This window comes from Oleiphilus sp. HI0061, assembly GCF_001635675.1.
In genome coordinates this window covers 1-1,266 of record NZ_LWFE01000619.1, presented here as the reverse complement: position 1 = coordinate 1,266, position 1,266 = coordinate 1, and the positions used below count along the sequence as shown (strand labels likewise).

The following is a 1,266-nucleotide window of genomic DNA, read 5'->3' as shown; positions in this document are numbered from 1 at the left end:
TCTATCCTAGACCTACATAACCGGAAATACAAAGTATTTGAACCTCAGGACTTAAATTGTCATCAAACTGTCACATAAGTCCTAATTAAATAGTCCCGTTTATTAAGCAGTATGCGAGTAGTTTCAAAATGACGAACAAGCAAGATTTTATAGAGAAAGAACTGAGTTGGCTGTCCTTCAATGAGCGCGTTCTACAGGAAGCCGCTGATGCAAATGTACCGATTGTCGAGCGGGTCAGGTTTCTCGGTATATATTCCAATAATATGGATGAGTTCTTCCGTGTTCGTGTCGCCGACGTAAAGCGAAAAATTTTTATTAAGAAAGACCAAGGCGAAGATGCCAGTGAAGATCGAGAATTACTTAAGAAGATTCAAAAGAAAGTCATCAAGCTAGGCGAACGGTTTGACGAAATCTATATTCACGTTTTGAAATGCCTGGCCCGGCGCAACATTTTTCTGATCAACGAGCAACAGTTATCTCCAGAGCAAGGGGAATGGGTTAATCAGTATTTCAAAGACAATGTTCTGCAATACATTAACCCTATAATGTGCGAGGGAAAAATCGACCTTGCTCAGGTATTGGATGATGACATCACCTACCTTGCGGTCGAACTAATTCGCAAAGGCGAATCTAGATATAGTTTGGTTGAAGTACCCTCAGACGATATGAGCCGTTTCATTGAGCTACCTAGAATCAAGGGGCAAAAGCGCCGCTGCATCATCATGCTTGATAATATTATTCGCTACTCTCTGAAGAGCGTCTTCAAAGGCAATTATAAGTTTGATGAAATTCATGCCTATTCCATGAAGATGACTCGTGATGCGGAATACGGGCTATCTGAAGATATTGACCAATCTCTACTAGAGCAGATGTCACTCAGCATTAAGCAACGCATGACAGCTGAGCCAGTTCGCTTTGTCTATGACAGGGAAATGCCGAAATCCACACTGAACTACTTGCTTGATAAAATCGGCATCTCAAATTATGACGCCGTCATCCCGGGTGGCCGCTATCACAACTTCAGAGACTTCATCAGTTTCCCTAATATCGGGCGCAACTATTTAGAATATTCACCGCTTCCGAGAATCGAAAGCAAGAAGTTCGCCGCTCACAAAAGCAGCTTCCAGGCGATTTCTGAAGGCGATATTTTACTTTATTACCCGTATCACAAGTTCAACCATTTCACCGAGTTCGTACGGCAGGCATCATACGATCCTAAAGTTGAACATATCAGTATCAGCATTTATCGCGTCGCCAAAAAAAGCC

Annotated in this window: 1 protein-coding gene; it reads left to right on the top strand. The window is 42.3% G+C overall.

The genetic code is table 11. From position 1 onward, the window contains the following. Positions 1-128: 128 nt before the first annotated feature. On the top strand, positions 129-1,266 hold a 1,138-nt coding region (locus tag A3735_RS07930), incomplete at its 3' end, for an RNA degradosome polyphosphate kinase (RefSeq protein ID WP_156499519.1).